Origin of the sequence: Brevibacterium casei CIP 102111 (assembly GCF_900169275.1) — a bacterium.
GTDB lineage: Bacteria > Actinomycetota > Actinomycetes > Actinomycetales > Brevibacteriaceae > Brevibacterium > Brevibacterium casei.
In genome coordinates this window covers 92,882-114,146 of the sequence record NZ_FXZC01000003.1, presented here as the reverse complement: position 1 = coordinate 114,146, position 21,265 = coordinate 92,882, and the positions used below count along the sequence as shown (strand labels likewise).

The window sequence follows — 21,265 nt, the reverse complement described above, 5'->3', positions numbered from 1 at the left end:
GGGTTCCGGCGCGCAGGCGCCTCGGCGGAGGATCGACGATGATCGCTGCGAACGTGACCGACTGGCTCCTCGACTCCGATCCGGCACTGCGATGGCAGGTCGAGCGCGACCTCCCCGGCGCCGATGAGCAGACATGGCAGGCGACGAGGGCGCGGGTGCCCAGCGAGGGGTTCGGTGCCGAACTCCTCTCCCATCAGGACGCCGACGGCCAATGGGCAGGCGGCCCCTTCTTCCCCGCTGGTTTCCGCGGTGAGGGCCCGCAGCCGTGGACGGCGACGACATGGGTGCTCAAGGACCTCCGCGAATGGGGTGTCGATGCCGCGGTGCTCGCCGGGACCGCGGAGAAGCTCGAGCCTGTGCGCTGGGAGTACGAGGAGATGCCGTACTGGGGCGGTGAGGTCGACGTCTGCATCAACTCGTGGACGCTGTCGAACGGCCTCTGGCTCGGTGCCGACGTCGACGGCATCGTCGACTGGTTCCTCGATCACCAGCTGACCGACGGCGGGTGGAACTGCGAATGGGTCAACGGTTCGATCCGGTCGTCCTTCCACTCGACGCTCAACGCCCTCGTCGGCCTCCTCGACTACCAGCAGCGCACGGGGGATTCCGCCCGAGTCGCCGACGCACGCGCGGCGGGGGAGGAGTACCTATTGGTCAGGAGCCTCTTCAAGCGAGCGTCGAACGGCGAGCCGTACTCGATGAACGCGTTCAGTCTGGCATATCCGCGACGGGCCTACTACAGCATCCTCGCCGCGGGCGACTACTTCCGCGATGCCGGCCTCACCGACGGCACCGCTCCCGACCCGCGCCTGGCCGAGGCGATCGAGCGCATCCGCGCGCAGCGACAGGACGATGGAACGTGGCTGCAGGGGCACCGCCTTGCCGGAGACGTGTGGGTCCACGTCGATGCCCCGACGGGAGAGCCGTCGAAATGGGTGACGGCGCAGGCGCTGCGAGTCCTCGACTGGTGGGATGCGGAGCGGACGCCGACCGGGTCCGCGTAGGGATCGGCCGGGCCCACAGGGTCCGCCTCAGAAATCGACGTCGTCCTTGTCGATGCCGGGGAACATCACCTCGTACTCGACCATGTTGTCCTTGTGGTCGATGAGTTCGATGGTTCCGAAATAGGTCATCTCCTCATCGACGACATTGCACGATTCGAACCCGGACCAGTTCGTCACCGTCATGTCCTGCTCGCACTTCGCTTCCTTGACCGACATATCGAACTTGTTCGCGAAGAGGTCGACGAGATCGGCTTCGAGGGAGGCGGCGGGAATCGTCCCGTTGCCGTCCTTGTCGATCTTCATCGCCTCATCGCTTGCCCACGAGGTGGTGCGGGCGGCATCGGCGAACGGGTCCTCCGAGGCGTCCGGCGAGGCAGACTCCTCGGTCGGCGTGGGACTCGGCGTCGGGGTCTCCGCCCCGAGAGTCGAAACCTCGGGCGGCTGCTGTGCGTCGGAGGAGTCCCCGCCCATCCCGCATCCCGCCAGTGCCAGCGTCATCGCTGCCACCGCTGCCGCTCGTCGCCCTGCGCTGCGGATCACTCTCATCGTCCGTCTCCTCTGCACGTCGGTGATCACCATCATCTCCCGCTCCGCACCCCACGGAGGACGGAATCGTGTGCGCGATCCGCGACGGCTGTTGCCGTCCTGGCACAGGAACGATGACGTCGCGTTGACCGCGCCGGCGCGGTCTTGGCACGATGAGGCGATGCAGCCTGTCCTCGGTGTCATCTCCCACGGCACGTCCTCTCCCGACGGTCAGGCCGTCATCTTGGCCCTCGCCGAGGCGGTCGCCGCCGGGGACCGCCTCGCCGAGACCCTGATGTCGGGCCCGACAGAATGAACAGACTGCTGCGACGAGCGCAGCGGCTGATGGTGTTCGGGCTGCTCGCGTCCTTCCTCGGCTCACAGCTGGTCGAGGGGGCCGTCAACGGGCTCATCGTGCTGGGCGTTTTCCCCCTTGCGTGGATACCCATCTACCGCACGATCACCGACGTTCAGGATGCGTTCGCTGCGGCAGTGTCCCGGTTCGTCGAGCGGCACAATCCGGGTCACGTCCTCGTTGTCTGTGAAGCAACCGATGTCGTCCTCACGAGTGTGGCCATCGCCATGATCCTTCTCGGGCCGTCCGGCTGGGTGGCGCCGGTGCTCGTCGTCTACCTGTTGGTTGCCTCGTTCCTTCCTCTCGTCGTCGATCTCGCTGAAGAGTTCTATCTCAATGACGTTGCTCAGATCGACGGGGGAGCTGTTGTCCGAGCGAACACGCTCATCGCAGTGGGCACCGGTGTCGGTGGGCTGCTCATCGGTCGCCCCGTCGGTGCTTTGACCAGCGTTTCGGGTATCGCGACGGTGCTCGCCCTCAACGTCGCGCTCTCCCTCGTCGCGATAGTCCTGCGCATTCGCTCGGGTCGGCTCTATGCGCCCGAGCATGCGTCACCCTCGCCGGAGGCCGATGCCGACGGGTTCGTCGTGGGGATCAGGCGCTTCTTCTTCCCCTCCGGGCCGGGTGTGATCGTCCGCAACGGATTCCTGTCCCCGGTCTTCTCTTTCGTGTTCATGCTGAGTACGTCCGTTCTCGGAACGTACGTCGTCCTTTGGGTAGCGGGTGAAGCTGACGGGAATGGAGTCGTCACGCGGCTCAGCGTCCTTCTGTTCGCTATGGGCGCTTCTGCCATCGTCTCCCCGTATGTCATCGGTCGAATCCTCGAACGCAACGGCGAGACTGCCGGCCGTCTGCTGCGGTGGCTGCTCGGTCTCTTCTCCTTCGGCTGCACAGCCGCCGTGGTCGTTAGGCTGACCTGGGACGACGCGGTCGGATCGCTCGTGATCTTTCTTTGTCTGCTTGTCATCACTGCGAGCTCGCAAGGTGTGCTCTTCGCCGTATCGACTCTCAGGCAGCTTCGGTTGAGTTCCACGGAGTTCCGGGAGGTCGTCGGGTGGTCGTTCTCGATGTCCGCGATCGGCGGGATCTGCGGTGCGTGGTTGGGCTATGTCCTCCGAGCGGCCCAGGATCCACTGGCAGCTCTCCTCGTCGCGGCGGGGATCGGCACTGCCCTGTTCGTCTGGGCCATGATGTCGCGATTCTCCACCAGGTGACGGACTGTTCGGGACGGTACCCACGGGGGGCCGCTGGGCCCACACGACTGCCGAGCCTGAGGACGGCGAATCACCGTCGTCGGGCCGATGCTCAGGCCGAGTCTCGTCGTCGCGTTGACCGCGCCTGCGCGGTCTTGGCACGATGAGGCGATGCAGCCTGTCCTCGGTCTCATCTCCCACGGCACGTCCTCTCCCGACGGTCAGGCCGTCATCTTGGCCCTCGCCGAGGCGGTCGCCGCCGACCTGCGCGAGCGCGGGATCACCGACACCCTCGCCCTCGGCCACGTCGACGTCCAGGCCCCCGACGTCGCCGAGGTGCTCGCGACCCTGCCCGCGGATCGCACCACCGTCCTCGTCCCCCTCCTCCTCTCACCGGGCTACCATGTCCACGTCGACCTCGCCGAGGCGGTCGCAGGCGCCGGCGGTCCCGCCCCGGACGGAATGGGCTCGGTTCCCGGCCTGCCTGTCCGCGACATCCGCGTCGCCGGGACCCTCGGTCCGGACCCTCGCCTCGCCGAACTCCTCGCGGCGAAGCTGCCGGACCTCGACGACGGCGACGAGGTCATTCTCGTCGCGGCCGGATCGAGCGACGAACGCGCCAACGACGCGTCCCGTGCTGTCGGAGACCTCCTCGCCGAGACCCTCGCGCGTCCTGTGCACACGACCTTCCTCGCCGGAGACCGCGACAACCTCCGCGACATTGTTGAGCAGAAGGGTCATCTCGGTCGTCGGCTCGTCGCCGCCAACTACCTCCTCGCACCCGGCTACTTCGACGACCTCGCGGCCCGACTGCTCGCAACAGTCGGCGGTCGCCTCTCCGCACCGCTCCTCCACCCGTCGTCACCAGCCCCAAGACAGCTCGTCGACATCGTGCGCGACCGTATGGTCGCAGTCCTCTGAACCGACGTCAACCCCGTCCCTGCGATCCGTCATGCGGCGTCGCACAGCGTCATATGTCGAACAATGACGAGCTTATGCGAGCCTAATTTGTTGAGCAATCCTGTCGGTGTGTAGCGTGGCTGACCTAGCAATCGCACCAGCATGGGGAGATGGCAATGTCCACAGACGTGGAGCAGCGCGCCGCAGGCCGCGCAGACAGGGCCGCGACGCGACCGAAGAAGTCCAACGGACAGTGGAAGATCGACGGCCGCGAACCGCTCAACGGCAACGAGGTGTTCAAAGCCGAGGACAACGGCCTCAACGTCCGTGCACGGATCGAAGAGGTCTACGCGAAGTCCGGCTTCGCGTCGATCGACCCCGATGACCTCCACGGCCGCTTCCGCTGGTGGGGCCTCTACACCCAGCGCAAGCCGGGCATCGACGGCGGGCGGACCGCCACCCTCGAGCCGCACGAGCTCGAGGACGAGTACTTCATGCTCCGCGTGCGCATCGACGGCGGCAGGCTCACGACCGAGCAGCTGCGCACGATCGCCGACATCTCCAACGAGTTCGCCCGCGGCACCGCCGATCTCACCGACCGGCAGAACATCCAGCTCCACTGGATCGCGATCGAGGACGTCCCGGAGATCTGGCGACGACTCGAAGCCGTCGGGCTCCAGACCACGGAGGCCTGCGGCGACGTCCCCCGCGTCATCCTCGGCTCACCGGTCGCCGGCATCGCCGCCGATGAACTCATCGACCCGACCCCGGCGATCGAGGAGATCTCCCGCCGCTACATCGGGGATGAGAGCCTGGCGAATCTGCCGCGGAAGTACAAGACCGCGATCACCGGGCACCCCAGCCAGGACGTCGTCCACGAGATCAACGACTGCTCGTTCGTCGCCGTCGAGCATCCTGAGCACGGCATCGGCTACGACCTCTGGGTCGGCGGGGCACTGTCGACCGTTCCCCGCTTCGCCGAACGCCTCGGCGCCTGGGTCGCCCCCGACCAGGTCGTCGAGACCTGGCTGGGCGTGACAGAGATCTTCCGCGACTACGGCTACCGCCGCCTGCGCAACAAGGCCCGTCTGAAGTTCCTCATGGCCGAATGGGGTCCGGAGAAGTTCCGCGAGATCCTCGAGACCGAGTACCTCGGCTACCGCCTCGCCGACGGCCCGGCCCCCGCGAAGCCGCTGACCGAAGGGGACCATGTCGGCGTCCATCGCCAGGCCGATGGGAAGTACTACATCGGGGTCAGCCTCATCGCCGGCCGCGCCTCGGGAACCCTGCTCGGACAGATGGTCGACATCGCCGAGAAGTACGGCTCGACCCGGCTGCGGACGACCCCGCACCAGAAGATCCTCTTCCTCGACATCCCCGAGGACGACATCGATGCCGTCGTCGCCGACCTCGACGCGGTCGGTCTCTCGAGCCGCAAGGACCTCTTCCGCCGCTCGACGATCGCGTGTACGGGCATCGAATTCTGCAAACTCGCGATCGTCGAGACGAAGCAGACCGCCGCGGACACCATCGCGACCCTCGAAGCGCGCCTGGCCGAGATCGACCTGCCGCACCCGATCAGCCTCCACCTCAACGGCTGCCCGAACTCGTGCGCGCGCATCCAGACTGCCGACATCGGACTCAAGGGCCAGCTGGTGACCACCGACGACGGGGAGCAGAAGCCCGGGTTCCAGGTCCACGTCGGCGGGGGACTGGCCTCGAGTGACCGCGATGAGGCCGGCCTCGGCCGCACCGTGCGCGGCCTCAAGGTCACCGCGGACGATCTCAGCGACTACGTCGAGACCCTCGTGCGCCGCTTCCTCGCCGGTCGGTCCGAGACCGAGACGTTCTCCGAGTGGGCACACCGAGTTGACGATGAGGAGCTCGTATGACGAAGACCCAGTCCACTGACACCCAGACCGCCGGCACTCAGCCGACCACGACCACCGAGGCCGCGGTGACGCCGCCTGCCAAGCGCTCCCTCGAGGAGCTGCGCGCCCTCGCCGAGGCGGGTGCCCGCGAGCTCGCCGGTGACCCCGAGAACGGGGTGCCCGAGGCGAGTCCGGCCGACGTCATCCGCTGGGTCTCGAAGCACGTCGACGTCCGCGCCGCCGCCGTGGCCTGCTCGATGGCCGATGCGGCGCTGCCGCACTACGTCGCGCAGTACCTGCCCAACGTCGACGTGCTCTTCCTCGACACCGGCTACCACTTCCCGGAGACGTACGAGACCCGCAACGAGGTCGCCCGGACGATGGACGTGCGCATCGTCGACGTCCTCCCCGAACAGACCGTGGCCGAGCAGGACGCCGAATTCGGCGCCGAGCTCTTCGCCCGCGACCCCGGCCTCTGCTGCGCCCGCCGGAAGGTCGCGCCGCTCAAGCAGTCGCTGTCCGGCTACGAACTCTGGTTCACCGGGGTCCGCCGCGACGAGGCGCCGACACGGGCGAACACTCCGCTGGTGACCTTCGACGAGAAGAACGGCCTCATCAAGGTCAACCCCGTGGCCGCGTGGTCCTTCGACGACCTCCTCGACTACGCCGGGGCCTTCGGGGTCCCGGTCAACCCCCTCCTCAACCAGGGCTACCCGTCGATCGGGTGCCAGCCCTGCACACGCAGGGTCGCCCCCGGAGAGGATCCGCGGTCCGGGCGCTGGGCAGGTTTCTCCAAGACAGAATGCGGGCTGCACGTATGAGCATCGACACCACCACACCGACGACCCTCGACGTCCTCGAATCCGAGGCCATCCACATCATCCGCGAGGTCGCCGCCGAATTCGAGAAGCCGGTCCTCCTCTTCTCCGGCGGCAAGGACTCCGTCACCGTCCTCCACCTCGCGGCCAAGGCGTTCTGGCCGGCGAAGATCCCCTTCGGCCTCCTCCACGTCGACACCGGGCACAACTTCCCGGAGATACTGAACTACCGCGACCGCACGGCAGAGCGCTACGGGCTGAACCTCACGGTGGCCAAGGTCCAGGACTACATCGACGACGGGCGGCTGCGCGAACGCGCCGACGGCACCCGCAACACCCTGCAGACGCAGCCGCTCATCGACGCGATCGCCGCCGGAGGGTACGACGCCGTCTTCGGCGGGGCCCGCCGCGACGAGGACAAGGCGCGGGCGAAGGAGCGCATCATCTCCCTGCGCGACGAATTCGGCCAGTGGGACCCGAGCAACCAGCGCCCCGAGCTGTGGAACCTCTACAACGGCCGCCACGTCAGCGGTGAGCACGTGCGCGTGTTCCCGATCTCGAACTTCACCGAACTCGACGTGTGGACCTACATCGCCCGCGAAGGCATCGAACTCCCACCCCTCTACTTCGCCCACGACCGGGAGGTCTTCTCCCGCGACGGCATGTGGTGGGCGACCGGGGAGTTCTCCCAGCCGCGACCCGGCGAGGACGTCGTCACCCGGTCCGTGCGCTACCGCACGGTCGGGGACATGAGCTGCACCGGAGCGGTCGAATCGACTGCCGCCGACATCGCCTCCGTCGTCGCCGAGGTGGCGGTGACCACCGTGACCGAACGCGGCGCCACCCGCGCCGACGACAGGATCTCCGCCGCCGCCATGGAGGACCGGAAGAAGGACGGATACTTCTGATGACGACTGTTGCCCCCACGACCACGAAGACGCTGCTGCGGTTCGCCACCGCCGGCTCCGTCGACGACGGCAAATCGACCCTTGTCGGTCGCCTCCTCCACGATGCGAAGGCGATCCTCGCCGACCAGCTCGCGGCCGTGACCGCGACGAGCGCCGAACGCGGCTTCGTCGGCGGCGAGTTCGACTTCGCCCTCCTCACCGACGGCCTCCGGGCCGAACGCGAACAGGGCATCACGATCGACGTCGCCTACCGGTACTTCGCCACCGACCGCCGCTCGTTCATCCTCGCCGACTGCCCCGGACACGTCCAGTACACCCGGAACATGGTCACCGGCGCGACGACCGCCGACGCCGTCGTCGTCCTCATCGACGCCCGCAACGGCGCGACCGAGCAGACCCGCCGCCACCTCACCGTCGTCCACCGCCTCGGCATCCGCCACATCATCGTCGCGATCAACAAGATCGACCTCCTCGACTACGATGGGGCCGCCTTCGCCGAGGTGGCCCGTGAGGTCGGTGCGATCACCGAGGAGATCGGCCTCGAGGCACCCCACCTCATCCCTGTCTCCGCGCTCGCCGGGGACAACGTCGCTGCCGACTCGGCGAACACCCCGTGGTACGAGGGTCCCTCCCTGCTCGAACTCCTCGAGACCCTGCCGAGCATCGAGGAGGACCAGGCCGACCTCGAGCCCTTCCGCCTCGACGTCCAGTCCGTGCTCCGCCCGCAGGGCGGACTCGCCCCGGGACTCGATCCCGAGGACTTCCGCGACTACCGGGCCGTGACCGGGCAGATCACGTCGGGACGGGTCCGCGTCGGCGACGAGATCGACGTCCACCCGGCCGGGATGCGCACGAGAGTGACCGGCATCGACACCGCCGACGGCCCGCTCGAATCCGCCGGAGCCCCGCTCTCGGTGGCGCTGCGGCTGGCCGACGACATCGACACCGCCCGCGGCAGCGTGCTCGCCGCCGCCGGCAGCCTGCCGCCTGTGCGCAAGACCCTGCGCGCCGAGGTCTTCCCCTTCACCGCCGCCGGCCTCCGCACCGGCGACCGGGTGCTCGTCAAGGCCGGGACGACGACCGTCAAGGGCATCATCGGCATCGAATCCCGCCGGAACCTGCTCACGAACGCATCGGAGCCCGCCGAGGTGCTCGCCGGCAACGACATCGGCGTGGCCGAGGTGCGGCTGTCCGCGGCGCTCACCCTGCCCGACTTCCGCACCCACGGTCGTGCCGGAGGATTCCTCGTCATCGACGAGCAGACCGGAGCGACCGTGGCTGCCGGCATCCACACCCCCGCCGAGGAGGACGAAGGATGAGCATCGACCGCTTCGCCCCCGGCAGCGTCCTCCTCGTCGGCGCGGGACCCGGAACCCTCGACCTGCTCACGGTTCGGGGACTGCGCGCGCTCGAGACCGCCGACGTCATCGTCGCCGACCGCCTCGGCGCCCGCACCGTCCTCGACGACCTCGCCGCCGAACGGGGAGAGCCGCTGGACGCGGAGATCATCGACGTCGGCAAGACCCCCGGACACCACCCGGTGCCGCAGCAGCGGATCAATGAGATCCTCGTCGAACAGGCCCGCGCCGGCCGCCGGGTCGTGCGCCTCAAGGGCGGGGACCCGTTCGTCTTCGGCCGCGGGAGTGAGGAGCTCGCCCACCTTCGGGAGGCGGGGATCGTCGCCCAGGTGGTCCCCGGCGTGACGAGCGCGAACTCGGTGCCCGCGGTGGCCGGGATCCCGCTCACCCACCGCAGCCTGGCTACGACGTACACGGTCGTCACCGGCCACGACCAGCTCAGCGATCTCGGCGGGGGACGCGACCACACCGTCGTCATCCTCATGGGCATCGGGACGCTCACCCACTCGGCGATGGTGCTCGCCCGCGGCGACCGCGGCGGCGACTGCCCCGTCGCGATCATCGAGGACGGCTACGGCAAGAACCAGCGGGTGACGGTCGGGACGCTGAATACGATTGCCTTCCAGGCCGCACACCGGGGTGTGCGCTCACCGGCCGTCGTCATCGTCGGCGACGTCGTCCGGCTCAGCCCTTACGCCGCCGGTGCCTTCGACCAGACCCACCGACCAGCCCTGACGAGGACCCCATGACCTACATCATCGCCCAGCCCTGCGTCGACGTGAAGGATCGGGCCTGCATCGAGGAATGCCCCGTCGACTGCATCTACGAAGGCGAACGCAGCCTCTACATCCATCCCGACGAATGCGTCGACTGCGGGGCATGCGAACCCGTGTGCCCTGTCGAGGCGATCTACTACGAAGACGACGTGCCCGAGCAGTGGGAGTCCTACTACACCGCCAACGTCGAGTTCTTCGAGACGATCGGCTCTCCGGGAGGTGCCGCCGGCTTCGGCGTGAGCACCTTCGACCACCCCATCATCGCGGCCCTGCCGCCGCAGAACGCCGAGGAGTGAGGGCAACTCCCTCACGACCTCGCCCCTGACCGGGCACACAGTCGATGTGCCCGACAACGACTGAGGAGAACCATGACCCGTCCTTTCCGTGTGGCTATTGTCGGTGCCGGTCCCGCTGGGATCTATGCGGCTGATCTGTTGACGAAGGCTGAGCGTGATTTCGAGGTGAGCATCGATCTCTTCGAGCGACTCCCGACCCCGTTCGGTCTGGTCCGGTACGGGGTGGCTCCGGATCACCCCAGGATCAAGGGCATCATCAACGCCCTGATCAAGGTCCTCGACCGGGGTGATATCCGCCTGTTCTCGAACGTCGACTACGGAGTCGACATCACCTTGGACGAACTCACCGACCGGTATGATGCGGTGATCTTCTCCACCGGGTGCATCACGGATGCGCCTCTGAACATTCCCGGTGTCGACCTCGAGGGCTCGTTCGGGGCGGCGGACTTCGTCAACTGGTATGACTCCCACCCGGACGTCTCCCAGTCCTGGCCGCTCGAGGCTGAGTCCGTGGCGGTGATCGGGAATGGGAATGTGGCCTTGGATGTGGCCCGGGTGCTGGCGAAGCAAGCTGACGATATGCAGGTCACGGAGATCCCTGACCATGTGTATGAGGGACTGAAAGCGTCGAAGGTCACTGATGTCCATGTGTTCGGCCGCAGGGGTCCGGCACAGGCGAAGTTCACCCCGCTCGAGCTGCGGGAGCTCGGGCATGTGCAGGATGTCGACATCGTCGTCTATCCGGAGGACTTCGAGTTCGATGAGGGGTCGATGGAGGCGATCGAGTCATCGAATCAGGTCAAGCAGGTCGCGAAGACGCTGACCGATTTCACGCTGCGTGAACCGACCGGTGCGAGCAGGCGGCTGCATCTGCATTTCCTCCATGCCCCGACCGAGATCCTCGGCGATGGGCAGGTCGAAGGTCTGCGCACCGAGCGTCAGGAGCTCGACGGGACGGGCAACGTCCGCGGCACGGGCGAGTTCGTGGACTGGCCGGTACAGGCGGTCTACCGCGCCGTCGGCTATGCCGGCTCAGCACTGCCGCAGCTGCCGTTCGATCCGCGCCAGGGTGTCATCCCCAACCATGAGGGGCGTGTCGTCGACACCTTGGATCAGGCCGAAGCCCCGTCTGCTGATGTGGTGGCGGGTGTGTATGCGACCGGCTGGATCAAGCGTGGTCCAGTGGGTCTGATCGGGCATACGAAGGGTGATGCTCTGGAGACGATCGGGCATCTCATCGCTGATCGTGGTGCGGGTGTTCTGTCGGAGCCGGTGTTTCCCGAGGAGTCGGCGATCGTCGACCTCCTCGAGTCCAAGGGTGTGGATTTCGTGGATTGGGAGGGGTACCACCGGGTCGAGGCTGCCGAGAAGGCCGCTGGTGAGGTTCGGGGTCGTGAGAGGGTGAAGATCGCCACCCGTGAGGGGATGCTCGCCGCCGCCCGCGATGCCGCGCGCGCCCAGTCCGTGAGCTGATCCACTACGAGAAGTAGCCGTTGCGGTACCCGTACTCGACGGCGTCCCGGCGGTTGCGGACCCCGAGCTTGCGGTAGATCGCGGAGAGACGGTTCTTCACCGTGCCCTCGGCGAGGGAGAGATCGGCGGCGATGCGCGCGAGCGGTGTGGCCTTCTCGAGTCGGTAGAGCAGATCGAGCTCATGGGAGTCGAGCAGACGGTTCTCCACCCTGGCCTCCGACATCGTCACCGGCAGATCGAGGAGACGCGCCCGCAGCTGGGCTCCGGTGACCGGGGACATCGCGAACGTGTCGGCGATCCACTCCCACTGCGGGAAGTCGACGGTCATCTCGACGAAGTACGACCGGAGGTCGCTCGGCAGCAGCGCGAAGGGCAGGACCGAACCGGAGACGACGCAGTAGTCGAGGGCGTTGCGCACGTCGGCCAGTGCCGCCGCCTCGCGGCCGCGGCGGACGAGGGCTGCTGCACGCAGTGCCAGGGCCGCGCCCTTCTCCCGTGGGTCGGTGCCGGTGATGAGCACCTGGGAGGTGAAGGAGTCGACGACGTCGTGCTGGCCGAGGGCGAAGGCGACACGGGCGCGGGAGAGACCGTGTTCCCGGTCGAGTCGGGACGCCTTCGACGCGAGCGCCTGCGCCTCCCGCAGCGCTCCGGTCGCCACGGAGAGCATCGTCGTCAACGAGAACGTCGACCCCATCACCTGCGGTTCATGACCGGCCATCGGGGACTCCGGGGCCAGCGCGTGCTCCTTGAGATAGAGCTCCGCATTGCCCGAGTACATCGCGTGCAGGGCCTCGCCGTAGCGGAAGACGCCGGACCCGCGATGGGCGGGGGAGAGGGTGCGCGCGAGCGCGATCGCCGCGGCGGAGGCGACGAGGTCGAGCTGGTCGAGGGCCCGATGCAGGCGGGGGGTGTTGGCGATGTAGTCCGTCTGCAGGGTGTGGAATTCGAAGCGGGCCCGCAGCTCGTCGTAGCGGGAGAGCACCTGCTCGCTCTTCGGGCCGAAACCCGCAGCGATGTAGCCGACGGCTGCCACCGCGAGTGACGGGAGCAGAGGGAAGGGCTCGAAGGGGAGGATCGATTCGGCGATGACGACGGCGCGTTCGACGAGGTGCAGGCCTCGCCGGACGTCCCCGGTACGAGCGAGATCGAGGCCGCGCTCCATGAGGAGACGGGCATCGTAGAGGCGTGAGAGCGAGCCCGAGCCGGACTGCCGGGCGAAGATGAGCTCCATGCCCGCCTCGGCGGCGGCCACTGCGCCGTCGAGATCGCCGTGCTGCCGACGGTCGCGCATGGTCCGCAGGGTCATCACCGCCACCTCGTCGGCGGTGAAGTCACCGTCGTCGAGGCGCGCCCTCTCCTGCTCGAGAGTGGGGACGTCGAGGCGGTCGAAGGTGACGAGCGGAAGGACCTCACGCGGGTCGGTCGATCCGGTGCGGTTGCTGATGTTCGCGATCTCTCGGGCCGCGCTCTGCGCTTCGGCGAGGACGAGCGACCCGCGGACGACGGAGGCGGGGACGGAGAGGATCGTGTGGACGGCGGCGACGAACTCCGGGTAGAAGACGTTGAAGCCCCGCTCCGACCACACCTCGGTGAGCAGAGACCACGCCCCGAGATCGCCGATGAGGGCGAGCAGCGCATCGGGACGCACCGTGCCGACGTCGAGGAGGGAGCGGTGGGACTCCTCGAGCTCGAGTCCGAGCGCCTGCCTCGGCGAGATCCGCCCCTCCGGGGGATTCGGACCGATCCTGCGGGCCACGGCACGGATGAGGCCCGGCATGACATAGCTGCCCGCGTGCTTCGGGCAGAGGCTGAGCACCCCGGTGAAGACGAGTTGGGAGGTGAGCTCGTCGGCGCTCGGGACGGCGTCGTCGGGTGCCTCGCCGATGCGGGGGATCGCGCGATGGGCGAGCGCGATGAGGGGCGCCTCGATGGTCTCGACCTGCGCGACGAGGAGGAAGAGGCGCACGGCGGGGGAGTCCCAGTCGAGGGAGTCCGCATCGAGGGAGAACGGGGCGAGCAGGGTGCTGTAGTCATCGGCGGCGACGGCGTCGAGCGCGACCCGTGCGCGCTGGGCGCCGCTGACGACGGTGCGGGCGAGGCTGATATGACCGGCGGTGAGGTCGAACAGCGTGCGGACGGTCTCCTCCGACAGCGTCCCAGCGGTCAGTCCGGCCGAGAACTCGGCGAGATCGTCGATCCGCTCACCGAGGATCGCGTCGAAGGGGCCGGGCTCGGGGGAGGAGTGCGTCGGGGGATGGGGGATCACCTGTGTGCCTTCGGTCGTGCGTGAGGCGAACCTCGGCGGAGGCGCCGCGGCTCACTGGCGCAGCTGGGGAACGCTGCAGCTCCTGGGTCGGAGCACTTTCCAAGGCTACATTCAGCCGGGGCGCGAATCTGCGCGGGAAGCGCCGGGATGACCCGTCGGTAACCTTCGATGACGTCGATGTGACTTCGGGGTCGCAATTGTCCGGCAGGAATCCCTGCCGCCGGGCGGCCGGGCCCGCCGCGGCGGATGGGTGGTCCGCAGCCCCCGGGGCACGAGGGCTGCGGCTGACCTCACCGCGCGGCGGGAGCGTCGACGTCGGGGCGGGCCACGGTCTTCGCGAGGGCGTCGAAGGCCCGGATCGTCGGGAAGAGTTTCCGCGCGTCCTGCGGCAGCCCCCAGCTGGAGAGCTTGACGCCGACGAAGGAGGCTCCGGGGTTGATGTAGATCATCTGCCCGTGGATGCCGAGCGCGAGGAAGGCGTGCGAGTCCGGGTACGGGAACCAGAACTGGTTGCGGTACATCCCGCCGGGCATCCGGTTGTCGCCGGGGCTGTCGGCGAATGCCTGCCTCGTGTCCTCGCTGCCGGTGAGCGTGTCGCCGATCCACGAGGTGGGGACGACCTGTTCGCCGGTGAGCGAGACGCCGCGATTCGAGTAGAGGTAGCCGAAGCGTGCGAGATCGCGCAGGGTGGCATTGATGCCGCCGTCGAACATTCCGACGCCGAACTGGTCGGTGGCGATGAGGGCGTCGCGTTCGGCACCGATGCGCGACCACAGCACCCGCGACATGAGCGTCTGCATGCTCTCACCGGCGACCTTCTCGCACACCCAGCCGAGCACGTCGGTCTCGCACGAGCGGTACTCGAACGGTCCGCCGTGCGGGGCCTTCTGCTCAAGCGTGCGCAGGTAGGCGTACATGCCCACCGCCTCGGGGGAGGGCTCCTCCTCCGACCAGCCGATGGCCCGCTCGATCTGCCGGACCTCGGACTCCGGGTCGAGGTAGTTCTCGGAGAACCGGATGCCCGAGCGCATGTCGAGGATGTCGCGCACCGTCGCTCCTGCATACCCGGACTCTGCGAGGTCGGGGACGTAGTCGGTGACGAGTCGGCTCGTCTCGATCTCCCCGGCGCCGACGAGGACCCCGGCGACCGTGCCCACCAGCGACTTGCTCACCGACATGAGGAGATGCTCGGTCTCCGGCCGCATCGTGCCGAAGTACTCCTCGGTGAGCACGGTTCCCTGGTGGAGGACCATCCACGCGTCCGTGTCGCTGGACTCGATGACGCTGCGGACGCTGCGGGCCGCGGAGTATTCCGTCTCCGGGATCTCGATCCCGCCGAGATCCCGGAGGTCGACGGGGAACTGCGCGACCGGGCCGTCTCCGCGGGAGATCGGCGTCGTCGGCAGCACCTCGTCGACGTGCTGGAACGACCAGCGCACATGCTCGGCGTCCTGCCAGTTGTCCTTGTCGACTCCCTCGCCGGAGTCGACCGGGGTCGGCTCGGCGTGCGGGGCGAGCGACTCAGCGGGGTCGGTCGGGGCGACGACCGCCTCGGCGGAGGGACCGGCGGGAGCCGACCCTTCCGCCGCGAGGGCAGGGTCGGGCAGGGTCGGATCCGAAGACGCTTCGGTCACACTTCACCTCTCGATCTGTGCAGGGGTTGAGGACGAGACTATCAGTCGCCCTTCGCCCCCGGTCCGCCGATCGTCGGCGCGGGATCCTCCGCGGCGACGGGAACTCCGGCGTACATCGCACGGATCGAGTCGATGAAGTGCTTGGCTCGGATGCTCAGGGACTTCTTGCCGTCGGCATCGACCTGGAGCGGGTTCTTCGTCACGAGGACACCGAGGTCGGCGCCCTTCCACCGGTATTCGCCGGCTCCGTAGATGCGGAGGAAGAAGACTTCGCTGCCGTTCTGCAGAGGATGCCAGTCGAGTGCTGCCCGCTTGTACGTCAGCGTCCCGTACTGGTCGAGGAAGTACTGTCCGGTCAGCGGCGAGTGCGTGATGTACTCGGTGATCGGCGCGGTCTCCTTGATGACCATCTGGCTCCACTCGTCGGCTCCGGAGAGCTCCTCCCACCGTTCGTTGATCTCGTCGACGTCGAGGTCGAACTCGACGTCGAGGTACTCGAGGAGGTGGAAGAGGAAGAGCGGAACGTCGGCGTAGGCTCCCGCGGTGACGTTGGTGATCGCCGAGGCTCCGGAGATCCGGGGGTTGAGCTCGCCGAGGTAGACGTCGTTGGTGTCGAGATCGACGAGGACGTCGACCTCGAAGAATCCGCGGTAGCCGCGCTTGCGCAGGCCTTCGCCCATCCGGCGGACGAGCTCGCGGGCCCGTCCGCGCTGGTCGGCGGTGAGGACATCGGGCGTCATCTCGTTGCCGCACCAGCCACCCTTGTAGGGGGTGAGCTCGGGGAATCCGGCGAGTTCGGTGAGGAACGGGCCGACGACGACGCCGCTGCTCGTGATCACGGCTTCGACCGCCACAGGCGTGTTGTTGATCCGCTTCATCACCTTGAGCTGCTCGCCGATGATGTCGTCCCGGTGCTTGTCCCATTCCTCCTCGGAGGCGATGAAGAACGTCGTCTTGCCCGAGTCGCCGTAGGGGGTCTGCACGACGAGGTCGGTGCCGAGACCGGCCTCCGTCGACGCCTTCGTCAGCTCCTTATACGTGTCGGCCGTCGTGAGGACGTTGGGCACCGAGTAGGCACCGGCTTCGTTGCCGAGCTTCGTCGTCTCGATCTTCGAGTCGAGCTGGTTGCGCAGCTTCGCCGAGGGGAGGATGAGGTCGTAGCCGAGCTCCCTGCAGATCCGTTCGGTCTCCTCGTCGAAGAAGACCATGGCGACCTTCGGGCGCTCGCCGTGGGGGACGTTGCGGGTCATGTGCGCGCGGACCTCGGCGTTGAGCAGGAGCCAGTTGTTGATCGCCTCCCCTGATTCGAACTCGACGAACGGCTTGTAGCGGGGCGAGAACACGCGCGGGTGTCCCCCGTCCCAGCCGTCGTAGTACGTGATGTAGGAGAAGTTCCGGACCCAGCGGTCGAGACCGAGGAGGTTGAACGGGGTGGCGCCGATGAAGTAGATCGGCGTCTGGTTCGTACGGAAGAAGTGGCGGACCTCGGAGATGTTGCGCAGCGGGCGGCGCAGCTGGGCGCGGTCGGCCTCCTTTCCGGCGTAGGCGGCGTCGGTGCCGACGTGGACCTCGGCCTCGGCGGGGTCGGTGAGTCCGGGCTCGACGGGAGCGAGGGGCTCGACCGGGGCTGCAGCGGGTGCGGTCACCGGGGCTGCGGGTGCCGCGGCCGGGGCGGCCACCGATGCGGCGGCCACTCCGGCGGCTGGTGCCGGCGCGGGTGCGACGGGGGTGCCGGGAGCCGGCGGAAGGGCCGGTTCGACCGGGGCGGCCGGTGCCGGTGCCGCAGCGGCGGCCGGGGGAGCTGCGGCTGCCGGTGCTGCGGCTGCGGGTGCCGCAGCGGTGGCGGGGTCGGTCGCTGCCGCAGCGGGCACGGCGACTCCGTCCTTGACCGCCCGTCGCTTGGCCTCCGGAGCGGCGGGCGCGGTCGACTTCGCCGCCGGAGCCTTCGCAGCCGTCGACTTCTCAGCTGCAGTCTTTGTCGCGGCAGTCTTCTTCGCTGCGGGAGCCTTCTTCGTCGAGGGAGCCTTGGCGGCCGTGGACTTCGTCGCCGTCGACTTCTTCGCCGCGGGAGTCTTGGCGGCTGTGGACTTCGTCGTCGAGGGAGCCTTGGCGGCGGTGGACTTCGTCGTGGTCGACTTCTTCGCCGCGGGAGTCTTCGCCGCCGTGGTCGCCGTCGAGGACTTCTGCGTCGAGGACGTGCTCGCGGCGGACTTCGTCGTCGCGCCCGTGGCCGGCTTCGCCGACGTGCTCGCGGCAGCCGACGTCGTCGACGACGACTTCGCCGGTGAGGACGAGTTCGTCTTCGCCGCGCCGCTCCTGCTGGCGGACGTGCTCGTGCTCGCCGGTGAGCTCTTCGCCGTCGAGGCGCTCTTCGCGGACCCCGACTTCGCCGTCGAGGACGTCTTCTTCGCCGTCGGACTCACCTTCGTCGTCGCCGTCTTCGTCGTGGGCTTCTTCGCGGCGGCCGATGTCGCCGTCGTCGTCTTCGCCGCAGGCTTCTTCGTCGCTGACGTCTTCGCAGCCGATGCGGGCGACTTCGCGGAGGTCGAGCCTCCGGACTCCTTGTTGCCGCGGGGGGTGGCGGACGATGAGCTCGAGGGGTGGTTCGTCATTGCAGTGCTCCTTAGGGAAACGCCCGACGCCGGGGTTTCGTCGGCTCTGCCGAGGCTTCGGGTGACGCCTACAGCAGATGTGATGGGGACAACTTATCTCAGTTTTCGACGCCTGAGGTCGATGGTGCACCGATTGAGTGAATGGGAAGCGAAATCGTGACCACGGGAGAGGGTTCCTTGACCGAAGTCGCCGATTCCGCGTGCCCGGGTCGGTGAAGTTAGGCTGGGGCGAGTACCGACCTTTGTCGAAAGAGAGCAGACATGCCGGTGAATGCCGACAAGCAGGGAACCTCGTACACCCTGCCGCGTCCCTATGACGTCTCCCGTGAGGCGATCGCCGAGTTCGCCCGCGCGACGAACGCGACGGCCGACTACCACTTCGACCCCGCCGCCGCTGAGGCCCTGGGGTACAGGGACGTCATCGCCCCGACGACGTTCGCCGTGATCATCGCGCAGCGCAGCGAGGCCGCCTACATCTCCGACCCCGACTCCGGCATCGACTTCTCGAAGGTCGTCCACGGCTCAGAGCAGTTCAGCTTCGCCCGCTCGATCGTCGCCGGCGACAGCCTGCGTGCGACGACCCACGTCGACGGTGTCCGTGCAGCCGGCGACAACGCCATGATCACCACCCGCACCGAGATCACCGACGCCGCCGACCAGCCGGTGGTCACGGTGACCTCGACCATCGTCGTGAGAGGAGACGGAGAATGAGCCTCGTCGACCTGTCCCAGCTGAAAATCGGCGACGTCGTCGTCGAGACCGAGATCCCGCTCTCACGCGCCTCGCTCATCGACTACGCCGCCGCGTCGGGCGACCACAACCCCATCCACTGGTCGGAGCGCTTCGCGCAGGAGGTGGGCCTTGAGGGCGTCATCGCCCACGGCATGCTCTCGATGGCCGTCGTCGTCTCCCCGATCGCCGAATGGCTCGGCGACCCGGGGGCCATCGTCGACTACCGCACCCGGTTCTCCGCCCCCGTCCTCGTCCCCGACGCAGAGTCGGGTCCGCCGTCGACGCCGACCACCGCGCTCACCCTCACGGCGAAGGTCGGCGCCGTCGACCCGGCCGTCGGCACCCTGCGCATCGACGCCACCGTCACCGCCGGCGGCACCGACGTGCTCAGCCGCACTCAGATCCGGGTCGGACGGTGAACCTCTCCGAGCTCACGACGTTCCACCTCGGCGGGCCCGCTCCGGACCTCACGGTCGCAGGCTCCCGGGAGGAGCTGCTCGCGTTCGCCGCTGACAATGCCCTCGTCCCGAGCGCACCCCGGATGCCCGGCATCCTCCTCGTCGGCGGCGGATCGAATCTCCTCATCGCCGATGCGGGCTTCGCCGGTCCCGTCGGCGTCGTCGCGACGAAGGGCGTTGAGACCACGGAGCTCTCCGACACCCATGCCCAGGTGACCGCCGAGGCGGGGGAGGACTGGGACGACTTCGTCGCCGGCACGCTCGCGCAGGGTCTCACCGGGCTCGAGGCCCTCTCCGGGATCCCCGGATCGGTCGGGGCCACGCCGATCCAGAACGTCGGGGCCTACGGGACCGAGGTCGCCGAGCTCATCACCTCTGTCGAGGTCTACGACCGCGTCGCCGGGCAGATCCGTTCGCTGAGCGCCGCAGAGCTCGAGTTCGGATACCGCACCTCACTGCTCAAACGCGCCCAGCAGGCCGCGGGCACCCCCGCCCACATCGTCCTCTCGGTGACGTTCACCCTGCAGCGCGGACCGGGGTCGCTGCCGGTGCGCTACGCCCAGCTCGCCTCGGCGCTCGGGGTCGGGATCGGCGAGAGCGTTCCGGCCGCTGACGTCCGCGAGGCCGTGCTCGCGCTGCGCCGGTCGAAGGGCATGGTGCTCGACCCGGAGGACCATGACACGTGGTCGGCAGGGTCGTTCTTCACCAACCCGATCGTCGACGCGGAGGCCGCGCTGCCCGCGGAGGCTCCGCGCTTCCCGGTCACCGATCCCCTCAGCGGGGCACCGATCCCCGGGCTGACGAAGACCTCGGCCGCCTGGCTCATCGAGCGCGCCGGGTTCGACAGGGGCTTCGCCCTGCCGGGCGCTCGTGCGAGCCTGTCGACGAAGCACACGCTGGCTCTGACCAACCGCGGCGGGGCGACGACCGCCGACGTCCTCGACCTCGCCCGAACCGTCGTCGCCGGAGTCGAGGAGCGGTTCGGGATCGTCCTCGAACCCGAACCCACCTTCGTCGGCGCGAGCCTGTAGGCCTGGACCCGGGGCCGGAACCCGGCCCCTCAGGCCGTCGTCCGGTCCTCCAGCCACGCGTCGATGTCGGCTTGGGCGGCCTCGCGCACGGACTCGGGGGCGGCCGAGATCGCGAACGAGTCACGGGCCAGGCCGGCGAGGTCGCCGGCGGTGAGACCCAGCTGCTCGGCGAACCGGTACTGGTCGACGAGTCGGGTGTGGAAGATGAGCGGATCGTCGGCACCGAGGGCGACCTTCGCACCCGCATCGAGAAGCGTCCGCAGCGGCACCTCATCGATGTCGGGGTAGACGCCGAGGGAGACGTTCGACCCCGGACACACCTCGAAGCCGACACCCGCCTCGACGATCTCGCCCAGCAGCTGCGGATCCTCACCCGCACGGATCCCATGCCCGAGGCGGTCGGGGGAAAGGTCGCGGACGACCGAGCGGATGTGCTCGGGACCGAGCAGCTCCCCGCCGTGCGGGACCGAGAGCAGCCCGGCACGGCGGGCGGTGTCGAAGGCCCGGGCGAACTCCGCGGTCTCACCTCGGCGCTCGTCGTTGGACAGTCCGAAGCCGATGACCGTGCCCGGACCCTCACCGGCGTGGTGGGCGGCGAGACGGGCGAGCATCCGCGCATCGAGGGGGTGCCGGGTGCGGGAGGCGGCGACGATGATCGCCATCCCGAAATCGTCGTCGCTGGCCTTCGCCGCCTCGTCGAGGATGATCTCCAGGGCCGGGGTGATGCCGCCGACGAACGGGGCATACGAGGTCGGGTCGACCTGGAGCTCGAGCCAGCGGGACCCCTCGGCCCGGTCGGCTGCCGCCGCCTCACGGACGAGCCGGCGCATGATGTCCTCCCCGCGGACGACGCCGCGGGCCATGTCGTAGAGGCGTTGGAAGCGGAACCAGCCGCGCTCGTCGGGGCTCAGTCCCGTGACCTTGTCGGCGAAGAGCTGATCGGACAGGCTCACGCCCGCCTCGGCGGCGAGGTCCTGCAGGGTGTCGGCCGACATCGAACCGGTGAAGTGCAGGTGCAGGTGTGCCTTGGGCAGGGACACGAGAGGGTCCGTCAT

The 21,265-nt window shown here is 68.6% G+C and carries 20 protein-coding genes; 15 read left to right on the top strand and 5 right to left on the bottom strand.

What is annotated here, in order from left to right:
* The first annotated feature begins 38 nt into the window (after positions 1 to 38).
* Positions 39 to 1,004: a squalene cyclase gene (locus BC102111_RS07485; protein ID WP_101623939.1), complete on the top strand. Its 966-nt coding sequence runs from the start codon at positions 39 to 41 to the stop codon at positions 1,002 to 1,004.
* Positions 1,005 to 1,031: 27 nt separating this feature from the next.
* On the opposite strand, the gene BC102111_RS07480 is transcribed toward BC102111_RS07485, so the two are convergent.
* A complete protein-coding gene (locus BC102111_RS07480; RefSeq protein WP_232252563.1) occupies positions 1,032 to 1,550 on the bottom strand; it encodes a hypothetical protein in 519 nt (172 codons plus the stop codon).
* Positions 1,551 to 1,710: 160 nt separating this feature from the next.
* Between BC102111_RS07480 and BC102111_RS17995 the strand changes: the two genes are divergently transcribed.
* The 10 genes from BC102111_RS17995 to BC102111_RS07430 all read left to right on the top strand — a co-directional run bounded on the left by BC102111_RS17995 (position 1,711) and on the right by BC102111_RS07430 (position 11,477).
* The gene (locus BC102111_RS17995; RefSeq protein ID WP_257957708.1) at positions 1,711 to 1,845 is read left to right on the top strand and encodes a hypothetical protein; all 135 of its coding nucleotides are present in this window, start codon (positions 1,711 to 1,713) and stop codon (positions 1,843 to 1,845) included.
* A complete protein-coding gene (locus tag BC102111_RS07470; RefSeq protein WP_146001404.1) occupies positions 1,842 to 3,098 on the top strand; it encodes an MFS transporter in 1,257 nt (418 codons plus the stop codon). Before BC102111_RS17995 ends, BC102111_RS07470 begins: the two co-directional genes overlap by 4 nt.
* Before the next feature lie 150 nt (positions 3,099 to 3,248).
* Positions 3,249 to 3,998: a sirohydrochlorin chelatase gene (locus tag BC102111_RS07465; RefSeq protein ID WP_101623936.1), complete on the top strand. Its 750-nt coding sequence runs from the start codon at positions 3,249 to 3,251 to the stop codon at positions 3,996 to 3,998.
* Positions 3,999 to 4,153: 155 nt separating this feature from the next.
* Positions 4,154 to 5,869, top strand: a complete 1,716-nt coding sequence (locus tag BC102111_RS07460) for a nitrite/sulfite reductase (protein ID WP_009379096.1) — start codon at positions 4,154 to 4,156, stop codon at positions 5,867 to 5,869.
* Complete coding sequence (locus BC102111_RS07455) at positions 5,866 to 6,669, top strand: phosphoadenylyl-sulfate reductase (RefSeq protein WP_232252564.1); 804 nt, start codon at positions 5,866 to 5,868, stop codon at positions 6,667 to 6,669. Before BC102111_RS07460 ends, BC102111_RS07455 begins: the two co-directional genes overlap by 4 nt.
* The gene (cysD, locus tag BC102111_RS07450; protein WP_009379100.1) at positions 6,666 to 7,574 is read left to right on the top strand and encodes a sulfate adenylyltransferase subunit CysD; all 909 of its coding nucleotides are present in this window, start codon (positions 6,666 to 6,668) and stop codon (positions 7,572 to 7,574) included. The genes BC102111_RS07455 and cysD overlap by 4 nt, the downstream gene beginning before the upstream one ends.
* Complete coding sequence (locus BC102111_RS07445; RefSeq protein WP_101623935.1) at positions 7,574 to 8,893, top strand: sulfate adenylyltransferase subunit 1; 1,320 nt, start codon at positions 7,574 to 7,576, stop codon at positions 8,891 to 8,893. Before cysD ends, BC102111_RS07445 begins: the two co-directional genes overlap by 1 nt.
* A complete protein-coding gene (gene cobA / locus BC102111_RS07440) occupies positions 8,890 to 9,681 on the top strand; it encodes a uroporphyrinogen-III C-methyltransferase (protein ID WP_101623934.1) in 792 nt (263 codons plus the stop codon). Before BC102111_RS07445 ends, cobA begins: the two co-directional genes overlap by 4 nt.
* Positions 9,678 to 10,004: a ferredoxin gene (gene fdxA, locus BC102111_RS07435; protein ID WP_009379106.1), complete on the top strand. Its 327-nt coding sequence runs from the start codon at positions 9,678 to 9,680 to the stop codon at positions 10,002 to 10,004. Before cobA ends, fdxA begins: the two co-directional genes overlap by 4 nt.
* A 72-nt stretch (positions 10,005 to 10,076) precedes the next feature.
* Entirely contained in the window at positions 10,077 to 11,477 is a 1,401-nt protein-coding gene (locus BC102111_RS07430) for an FAD-dependent oxidoreductase (RefSeq protein ID WP_101623933.1), read from the top strand.
* Between the two features lie 4 nt (positions 11,478 to 11,481).
* Here the strand turns inward: BC102111_RS07430 and BC102111_RS17990 are convergent, their stop codons facing one another.
* The 3 genes from BC102111_RS17990 to BC102111_RS07415 form a co-directional block, all read right to left on the bottom strand.
* On the bottom strand, positions 11,482 to 13,743 hold the full coding sequence (locus BC102111_RS17990; protein WP_063249192.1) for a response regulator transcription factor: 2,262 nt from the start codon (positions 13,741 to 13,743) through the stop codon (positions 11,482 to 11,484).
* 290 nt (positions 13,744 to 14,033) lie between these two features.
* Positions 14,034 to 15,377, bottom strand: a complete 1,344-nt coding sequence (locus tag BC102111_RS07420; protein ID WP_180960590.1) for a serine hydrolase domain-containing protein — start codon at positions 15,375 to 15,377, stop codon at positions 14,034 to 14,036.
* A 41-nt stretch (positions 15,378 to 15,418) separates the two neighbouring features.
* Complete coding sequence (locus tag BC102111_RS07415) at positions 15,419 to 17,248, bottom strand: biotin carboxylase (RefSeq protein WP_009379112.1); 1,830 nt, start codon at positions 17,246 to 17,248, stop codon at positions 15,419 to 15,421.
* 13 nt (positions 17,249 to 17,261) lie between these two features.
* On the opposite strand from BC102111_RS07415, the gene BC102111_RS07410 reads away from it, so the two are divergent.
* The 4 genes from BC102111_RS07410 (at position 17,262) to BC102111_RS07395 (ending at position 20,210) form a co-directional block, all read left to right on the top strand.
* Positions 17,262 to 18,149, top strand: coding sequence for a hypothetical protein (locus tag BC102111_RS07410; protein ID WP_146001403.1), 888 nt, complete (start codon positions 17,262 to 17,264; stop codon positions 18,147 to 18,149).
* Positions 18,150 to 18,250: 101 nt separating this feature from the next.
* On the top strand, positions 18,251 to 18,700 hold the full coding sequence (locus tag BC102111_RS07405) for an FAS1-like dehydratase domain-containing protein (protein ID WP_063249189.1): 450 nt from the start codon (positions 18,251 to 18,253) through the stop codon (positions 18,698 to 18,700).
* Positions 18,697 to 19,140, top strand: a complete 444-nt coding sequence (locus BC102111_RS07400; RefSeq protein ID WP_009379115.1) for a MaoC/PaaZ C-terminal domain-containing protein — start codon at positions 18,697 to 18,699, stop codon at positions 19,138 to 19,140. Before BC102111_RS07405 ends, BC102111_RS07400 begins: the two co-directional genes overlap by 4 nt.
* Positions 19,137 to 20,210: a UDP-N-acetylmuramate dehydrogenase gene (locus BC102111_RS07395; protein ID WP_101623931.1), complete on the top strand. Its 1,074-nt coding sequence runs from the start codon at positions 19,137 to 19,139 to the stop codon at positions 20,208 to 20,210. Before BC102111_RS07400 ends, BC102111_RS07395 begins: the two co-directional genes overlap by 4 nt.
* A 29-nt stretch (positions 20,211 to 20,239) precedes the next feature.
* Here BC102111_RS07395 and BC102111_RS07390 read toward each other — a convergent pair whose 3' ends face one another.
* Positions 20,240 to 21,265, bottom strand: coding sequence for an adenosine deaminase (locus BC102111_RS07390; RefSeq protein ID WP_180960589.1), 1,026 nt, complete (start codon positions 21,263 to 21,265; stop codon positions 20,240 to 20,242).

Coding starts and splice junctions, on each gene's coding strand:
- BC102111_RS17995 (WP_257957708.1), top strand. CDS start 1,711: ATGCAGCCTGTCCTCGGTGTCATCTCCCACGGCACGTCCTCTCCCGAC.
- BC102111_RS07465 (WP_101623936.1), top strand. CDS start 3,249: ATGCAGCCTGTCCTCGGTCTCATCTCCCACGGCACGTCCTCTCCCGAC.
- cysD (WP_009379100.1), top strand. CDS start 6,666: ATGAGCATCGACACCACCACACCGACGACCCTCGACGTCCTCGAATCC.
- BC102111_RS07460 (WP_009379096.1), top strand. CDS start 4,154: ATGTCCACAGACGTGGAGCAGCGCGCCGCAGGCCGCGCAGACAGGGCC.
- BC102111_RS07445 (WP_101623935.1), top strand. CDS start 7,574: ATGACGACTGTTGCCCCCACGACCACGAAGACGCTGCTGCGGTTCGCC.
- BC102111_RS07480 (WP_232252563.1), bottom strand. CDS start 1,550: ATGAGAGTGATCCGCAGCGCAGGGCGACGAGCGGCAGCGGTGGCAGCG.
- cobA (WP_101623934.1), top strand. CDS start 8,890: ATGAGCATCGACCGCTTCGCCCCCGGCAGCGTCCTCCTCGTCGGCGCG.
- fdxA (WP_009379106.1), top strand. CDS start 9,678: ATGACCTACATCATCGCCCAGCCCTGCGTCGACGTGAAGGATCGGGCC.
- BC102111_RS07390 (WP_180960589.1), bottom strand. CDS start 21,265: ATGACGGACCCTCTCGTGTCCCTGCCCAAGGCACACCTGCACCTGCAC.
- BC102111_RS07485 (WP_101623939.1), top strand. CDS start 39: ATGATCGCTGCGAACGTGACCGACTGGCTCCTCGACTCCGATCCGGCA.
- BC102111_RS07400 (WP_009379115.1), top strand. CDS start 18,697: ATGAGCCTCGTCGACCTGTCCCAGCTGAAAATCGGCGACGTCGTCGTC.
- BC102111_RS07430 (WP_101623933.1), top strand. CDS start 10,077: ATGACCCGTCCTTTCCGTGTGGCTATTGTCGGTGCCGGTCCCGCTGGG.
- BC102111_RS07405 (WP_063249189.1), top strand. CDS start 18,251: ATGCCGGTGAATGCCGACAAGCAGGGAACCTCGTACACCCTGCCGCGT.
- BC102111_RS07470 (WP_146001404.1), top strand. CDS start 1,842: ATGAACAGACTGCTGCGACGAGCGCAGCGGCTGATGGTGTTCGGGCTG.
- BC102111_RS07455 (WP_232252564.1), top strand. CDS start 5,866: ATGACGAAGACCCAGTCCACTGACACCCAGACCGCCGGCACTCAGCCG.